The following is a 7,685-nucleotide window of genomic DNA, read 5'->3' as shown; positions in this document are numbered from 1 at the left end:
GTTAACCCGGAGTTATTAATCAGTGTCATCAATGTCATCCATTTAATCAGTGTTCGGAGTTAGGAGTTAATAAGAATTATTTCTCCCCATCTCCCCATCTCCCCATCTCCCCATCTCTACTTCTTCGTCATAGACCAAACACCACACCAATCTTCAGGAATTCCCTTTTGCTGCAATTCTTCTACTCTTTCTAAATATAGTCCTGCTGCTTTATCTTCAGAATTAACAGCTAAAACTTTCTCGAAATAAACTTTGGCTTGAACGCAATCTCCACAGCGATAATTTTCTAATCCGTTTTCAAAATCTGCCAGGGTTTGTAATTTTAAGTTGCGAATTTCTGGTAACTCACCATCTAATATCTCATAAATAGCGATCGCCTCGCTTCTTCCTTTAACTATGACACGATCCAAAAAGCGCATTTGATATTTTTCAGGATTATTCAAGTGTTGTAATGCTTGTTCGCTAATTACTAAAGATACACCGTAAAATTTAGTCAAACTTTCTAAACGGGCTGTTAAATTAACGTTATCAGAAAAAGCGTCTCCCTGCATTCTGGCGGATTCTCCGACCATTCCTACCATCATATGACCGAAATGCACGCCGATTCCGACTTTAATCGGCTGTTGTCCCTTCTCATTTCTTATAATATTTTTCTCTGCAACTTTTTTCAGTTTACCAATACCTGCGGCAACTGCATCATCGGCACCGTTAGGGAAAACAGCCATCATTCCATCCCCTAGATACTTGACAATAAAGCCTCTATGATCGCGAATTACGGGAGAAACTTGACGTAAATAAGCATTAACAAAATCAAAGTTTTCTTGAGGTGTCATACTTTCGGAAAGAGTGGTAAATGAACGAATGTCAGAGAACATTACCGCCATTTCTTTACTTACATGGTCGCCTAATTCTACATCGATAATGCTTTCTTTGCTCAAGAATCTTAGGTATTCATGGGGAACAAATCTACCGTAGGATTTACTAGTTTGAGATAATCTCAGATGAGATTTTATTCTTGTTAATAATTCATCTTTGTGGAAAGGTTTCGTTAAATAATCATTTGCACCAAATTTAAACCCGGTAACTATATCAGTTACTTGATTTTTCGCGGTTAACATGACAACGGGTAATTGATGCGCTGGATATTTTTCTCGTAATGTAGCGCATACTTTGTAACCGGACATTTTTGGCATCATGATATCAAGTAATATCAAGTCAAATTTGTCTCCATTTTCTACGGCTTCTAAAGCATCTTTACCACTTAAAGCTTGAGTTATTCTGTATTTATGCAGCGATAGATGATTATTTAACACCTGTAGATTAACTGGTTCATCATCAACAATTAATATATGATATTTACTATTTGTTGATGCAATCTCTACAAGATTGTTAATATCAGAAGCAGCAATATTTGAGCCTGGAATATCGGCTTGAGCAACTTTTTGCATCTTATATTTTGGTCGTCGGTCGGATTGTGTCTGCTTGTTCTCATGTTTAATTTGATTATCGATTTGAGTATTTACAACTGGTAAAGTAAAGCTGAAACTAGAACCTTTCCCTACTTCTGATTCCACCCAAATTTTACCTCCGTGAAGTTCAACCAATTGTTTAGTAACAGCTAATCCTAAACCAGTTCCCCCATATTCTCGTGCTGTTGAACCGTCTGCTTGTTCAAAGGATTCAAATATCTTTTGGTGTTTTTCGGGAGGAATCCCAATTCCTGTATCGGAAATTGTAATTACTAACTGCTGCTGATTTTCTTGTGCAAAAACTTCTACTCTTCCACCTTCAGTAAACTTGATCGAGTTACCGATAATATTGTAAAGAATTTGCTCTAAACGATGCTCGTCAGCATAAGCTAAAGGTAAATCATCGGGTGTTGAATTAATTAACTGTAAATCTTTCCCACCAAGTAAAGATTGACTAAAAGCTAACACGACATCAATTAAAGAATGTATTCCTACTGCTTTGAGTTGAAGTTCGATAGTTTGATTTTTCAACTTAGCAAAATCTAAAATGTCGTTGACTAATTCTAATAATCGATGTCCGCTATTGGCAATCATCAAAAGGTTTTTCTGCTGTAAACTTGTGACTTCTCCCGTAGCACCATCAATCATCGATTCTGAAATACCAATCATCCCATTCAGAGGAGTTCGCAATTCGTGGGAAGTATTAGCTAAAAATTCATCTTTTAGTTTATCAAGTCGCTCTAATTCGTTATTCTTTTCTTCTAAACTTTCAAAAGATTGGTGTAATTGATGAGCCATGCTGTTAAATGAAGTGGCTAACTGTCCCACTTCATCAATACGGGAATCTTGAATAGCTTCTGTTGCTTCCCATTTACCCTCTGTAATATTTTTAGCTGCTTGGTTGAGACGTGAAATGGGCTGAGAAATTCTCCGAGCAGTTATAATACCAATAATAGTAGCGATAACTAAAGCAAGCAAACATAATAGTATTGTATGGTGCTGATTGGCATTAATTTGTGCCATAAAATCAGCTTCGGGAATAACAACAACAATCAACCAGTCTAATCCATATCTATCATTAAATGTTGTTACTTGTAAAAATTGACTTTCTCCTTGAATCTCAAATTCTAACTGTTGAGTTTTTTTAATATTATTTAAGTCACCAAATTTATTTATCAAAAACTGTGTTGATTGTTTAATTAACGGTTCGGTACTTTGACTAGCATTTAAACGCTTGAATTCTTTACCTTCTTTAAAATACGTTTTTTCATTAGTTGAAGACCCAACGATTAAACCATCACGGTCAATGATAAAAGTTTTACCTGTTTTACCAACTTTGAAAGTAAGTAAAAAATTTGTAATTTGATTTAAGGATAAATCAGTTCCTAAAACCCCTTGGAATTCGTTGTTTTGATATACAGGTGCAGTAGCCGCGATCGCAATATCACTACCATCTTCGTATGTATAAATATCGCTCCATTTGGGACTTATTTTATTAGCTGAAGTTTGATACCAAGGTCTAGTGCGAGAGTCAAAATTTTTCTGACCTAGCTTCGGATTACCTATTCTGACTCCTTTATCTCCGGTATTGTAATATAAATATTGACCTGGTAAAAAATCCTTAGTTATTGTAGTTGTGTTACCTGGTTCTGCACCAACATATCCACCTTTTTGATTACCAAAGTAAATAGCATTAATATCAAATACTTGCTTCTGTTGCCAAAATTGACGTGCAACTGCATCTTGATCGTTAAAATTTAATAAACCCATCCTTGCAGATAAAAGATTATTTTGATTAATTAAATAAGGTGTTTCCAGGTAATTACTCAGATGCTGCTCAATCCGATTGCTAATTTCGCTTCTAAGCTCAGAAACAACTTCTTCTACCGCTGCTTGCGAATTTCTAAATGAAATATACCCGACTATTCCTACTGTTGCGAAAATTTGTAACACAAACGGAACTATCAACACGGTACGTAAGGGAATTCGATTTCCTGCTGTAGCTAATTTCTGAAAAAATCCTTTATTTCCCCGCTCTGTTTCTCGATTCTCGAATTTATCTGCAACCATTAGCGAATCTCCTAAACCTAAGTGCTTATTGTGACAACCGTTGCTTCCGAGATGACCCTTACTTGCAGTATATTTTAAAAGCGATCGCCATTTATAGGTATGTTTTTAGGTTTTTTTAACCCTAATTGTATCAATTAACTAAAAAATCTCAAAGAGGGAGTAGTAAACAGCAATCAAAATTAATCTCAACTCATCTTCAAAATCAAATATATTTAGCTATCATTGAGTTTTATAAATTACCGTTGAAGTAACTTCCAAATTTTTATTTATGGGCATTAATTACGTTCACCGGAGGTGTTCCCGTTCACCGCAAGGTGTCCCGTAGGGAAGGATATTACAAATTATTTTCACGCTCCTTCAATTATCAATATAATTTCTTCTCCCTACTTTCTCACATAGTTAATCTTTCACCGGAATAGGAGTAATCAGTTAATTCCAAAACTGAATCAAAAATAAATTAAATGTTGATTTTTACTGAAATTTTATAAGTAATATCAATGTTGATTTTTACTAAAATTATTAGAATGTTCTTGCTCGCAACACCGATATTTATACAAATCTTTACATAACAATAAGTATTTTTAGTGTGGTCAATATCAGCAAAATTACCTTATCATTCTAAAAGTCTTTAAAAAGTTTAATTTAGTAAAAAAAGATACCATGAATCCAAATAGCGAAAACCAAAGCCAAATACCGAAAACCTTTGCGGAAGCTGTTTCGATGATTATAGAATATGCTTTTATAGAAGTGAAAGAAGAAGCCGAAAAAAAGCAGCTTTACTTTCATAATATTGCCCATGCAGAGGCTGTTAAACGTAGAGCAGAAATAATTTTTAATGCTATTGAACCCTTTTGGGATAAAGTCTCTAATCAACCCGCTTTGTCGGACAGTAAGCGAATAAAACATCTAATTGATATTTGTGCTGCTAGTCATGATATTATTCAAGAATTTTTGCCTGTAACCGCACCTGGAACCGCGAGACAGCGGGAAAGCGGAGTCAGCGAAACTGCCACAATTAACAAATTAATTAACTATATTGAAGATTTAAATCAACAATTTATTATTCAAAACCCCGAACTTCCTCCTTTATTTACCCAAACAGATTTACAAATAATTAAACAAACTATTTCGGCGACAATTTGTCTTTTTGATACTATCGATAATTTAATTTATCAACCAGATTTATATAATTTAGAGCAACAGATAACCTTACCAGCCCGTATAATTGCCTTAGCAGATATTGGTGGATTAGGAATTGATGGAATTCCAGCTTATTTTCAAGAAGGAAGCTTGATACTGTTAGAAGAAAATCTTGATATTATACCGCTAATTAAACAATTTATGACTGAGACAGATAGTCAAGATGACAAAAGAGAAATCTATGAAAATCTCAGACAACGGTTGTTGAAAAGAGCCAAATTTCAGTTAAGCTTTGCCAAAGGACGCTGTAAAAGATTTAATCGAGAACTTGAAGGTTTGCCCGAAGAAGTTGTTACAGTATTAAAAGAACAGGTGTTTAAATATCTTAACGAGCAAACAATTCAAGAAATAGCAGCTTTAACACCTACCGCTGATAATGCAAGTCTGAAAGAATTGATTGAATTTTTTGAGTTAGACAAGTATATTCTTAACTAGCGTTCATCAGTTAAATATACCGGACAGTGTATGGAATGGCTTCAGCAACAGGGACAAAGAATTCTGGATTTTTTTCAGGATCTATATAAAGCAGAACTTTTTAAGTTGGATGATGGTAATTATTTTACTTTAGACTTATTTCTCAAACTCGTTTTTTATGCTGTCATTGCTTATATTGTCGGTAGACTGATCGGTCGCTTAATCAGCAAAACTATATTAAATCGTTTCAAAATTGATCGAGGTACAAAAGAAGCCATTTCTTCAGTAATTGGTTATTTAATTGCTGGAATTGGATTTTTAATTGTTCTTAGAGGTACTGGAATTGACCTGAGTTCTTTAACAGTTGTTGCTGGGGTATTAGGTCTTGGTATCGGGTTCGGATTTCAAAACGTTGCTAGTAATTTCATTAGCGGGATTACAATATTATTTGAACAGCCGTTAAAAGTCGGAGATTTAGTAGAAGTTGATGATTTAAAAGGGATTGTAGAAAAAATTTCGATTCGTTCTACAGTTGTTCGTACTTTAGATAATATATTTGTAATTGTCCCCAATCAAAAGTTTATCGAAAACAATATTATTAACTGGAGTTATCGCGACCAAAAATGTCGAGTTCACGTACCAGTAGGAGTTGCTTACGGTACAGATACAACCTTAGTTACAGAAGCACTTTTAGCCGCAGCGAGAAAACATCCTCATGTTTTACCACAACCCAGTCCAAAGGTTTGGTTTAAGGAATTTGGTGATAGTTCATTAAATTTTGAATTATTAGTTTGGGTTGATGACCCACCAAGCATTCCTCAATTTAAAAGCGACTTAAACTTTTCGATAGAAATAGAATTAAATAGTCGAGATATTAATATTCCTTTCCCGCAAAGAGATTTACATATTAAGAATATTCAAGATTTAATTCCACTTTTACAAGGTGCTGGTAATTTAACTTCAAAAAACAGCACTTCCGTTGATTCTGATGCAATTGAAAATACAAATTCTAATTTAAGAACTCAAAGTTTACGGGATTTACTGAGTCAAATTAGTTATTTCCAAAGCTGTACACCCCGACAAATTCGGGAATTAATCGAACAGGGATACAGGCAAATACTACAACCAGAACAAGTCATTTGTCGTGAAGGCGACCCCGGTAACTCTTTTTATGTTATTCTTTCTGGTTCGGTGGAAATCTATTCCGAAAAACTTGGTAAACATATTGTAAACCGTCACGCGGGAGAATTTATTGGTGAAATGGCATTGTTAATGGGAATTCCCCGCTCTGCTAGTATTCGTACTAACGAACAAACTACTTTATTTGTAGTAGACCACACCAACTTACAGAAGCTATTATCACATCATCCCGAATTAGCAGACCAAATCTCCGCAGAACTTGCAACTAGGAGCGAATCTCTTGCAAGTTTAGGAATCTTACCAGAAAAAATTGACTCCGAACAAGGTATGTTTAAGTGGATTCGTCAGCGGATAAATACTTTATTTGAGATTTAATTTATATTCCATTTATTTTTATTAATAAAATATTAATTAGTATTATCAATCACACTAAGGCTGGTATAATTTTTTCATCAATTTACACTTTGAAAAAAATGCCACTTTCTAAACGGTGTTTGGCCGAGTTTATCGGTACTTTTTGGCTGGTATTTGGTGGATGCGGTAGTGCAGTTTTAGCTGCTGGATTCATTGCTGATGCTACAAAAATCGGTGACGCGATCGCATTTCCTCTTGGTATCGGTTTGGTAGGGGTTTCGCTGGCATTCGGTTTAACAGTAATGACAATGGCTTATGCTATAGGTCATATTTCTGGATGTCACTTAAATCCGGCTGTATCCATCGGTTTAGCAGTCGCAAAACGTTTTCCTGCTAACGAGTTATTCATGTATATTGGCGCTCAATTATTGGGTGCTGTAGCAGGTGCTGGAGTATTAGCATTAATAGCTACTGGGAATCCGAAGTTTGACCTAGTTACTAGCGGTTTTGCTGCTAATGGTTTCGCAGAACATTCTCCAGGAAACTATACTTTATTAGCTTGTTTTGCAGCAGAATTCATTTGTACCTTCATGTTTTTAATGATTATCTTGGGTGCAACAGATAATCGCGCACCAGCGGCTTTAGCACCAATGGCGATCGGTTTAGGGTTAACATTAATTCACTTGATTAGCATTCCTGTTACCAATACATCTGTAAATCCCGCTCGTAGTTTAGCTCCAGCTTTATTTGTTGGTGGTTGGGCGATCGGGCAATTATGGTTGTTCTGGGTTGCACCAATTTTGGGAGCAGTTGCGGCTGGATTACTCTATTCAAATGTTTTTGATGTTCCAACTGTGGAAATAGAAAAAGATTTATCTCAGGTTAGAGGTTAGTTTTTGAAGTTTGACCATCGGTGTTCTTAAATATCTTGGCTAGAGAATCAGTTTTTTTTAAACATAAATTATTTAATTTTGTAGTGCGAGCATCTTGCTCGCTGTTTAATTTAATAACCTTACTATACACAGTTTGTAGGTTGGG

Annotated in this window: 4 protein-coding genes; 3 read left to right on the top strand and 1 reads right to left on the bottom strand. The window is 35.2% G+C overall.

Translation table 11 applies throughout. The features are described 5' to 3' along the window. Window positions 1–116: 116 nt before the first annotated feature. Window positions 117–3,539, bottom strand: a complete 3,423-nt coding sequence (locus tag VB797_RS07455) for an ATP-binding protein (protein WP_323237038.1) — start codon at window positions 3,537–3,539, stop codon at window positions 117–119. 660 nt (window positions 3,540–4,199) lie between these two features. Between VB797_RS07455 and VB797_RS07450 the strand changes: the two genes are divergently transcribed. From VB797_RS07450 to aqpZ, 3 genes are all read left to right on the top strand, one after another. Then, complete coding sequence (locus tag VB797_RS07450) at window positions 4,200–5,174, top strand: hypothetical protein (protein ID WP_323237037.1); 975 nt, start codon at window positions 4,200–4,202, stop codon at window positions 5,172–5,174. Window positions 5,175–5,204: 30 nt separating this feature from the next. Next, entirely contained in the window at window positions 5,205–6,668 is a 1,464-nt protein-coding gene (locus tag VB797_RS07445) for a mechanosensitive ion channel domain-containing protein (RefSeq protein WP_323237036.1), read from the top strand. Window positions 6,669–6,766: 98 nt separating this feature from the next. Then, on the top strand, window positions 6,767–7,540 hold the full coding sequence (aqpZ, locus tag VB797_RS07440) for an aquaporin Z (protein ID WP_323237035.1): 774 nt from the start codon (window positions 6,767–6,769) through the stop codon (window positions 7,538–7,540). Window positions 7,541–7,685: the final 145 nt, after the last annotated feature.

This window comes from Rivularia sp. UHCC 0363, assembly GCF_034931125.1.
GTDB lineage: Bacteria > Cyanobacteriota > Cyanobacteriia > Cyanobacteriales > Nostocaceae > Rivularia.
This window is presented reverse-complemented; position numbering and strand designations above follow the sequence as displayed.

What these genes read in the sequence shown, in the direction of transcription:
- VB797_RS07455 (WP_323237038.1), bottom strand. Translation starts at nt 3,539, where the DNA reads ATGGTTGCAGATAAATTCGAGAATCGAGAAACAGAGCGGGGAAATAAA.
- VB797_RS07450 (WP_323237037.1), top strand. Translation starts at nt 4,200, where the DNA reads ATGAATCCAAATAGCGAAAACCAAAGCCAAATACCGAAAACCTTTGCG.
- VB797_RS07445 (WP_323237036.1), top strand. Translation starts at nt 5,205, where the DNA reads ATGGAATGGCTTCAGCAACAGGGACAAAGAATTCTGGATTTTTTTCAG.
- aqpZ (WP_323237035.1), top strand. Translation starts at nt 6,767, where the DNA reads ATGCCACTTTCTAAACGGTGTTTGGCCGAGTTTATCGGTACTTTTTGG.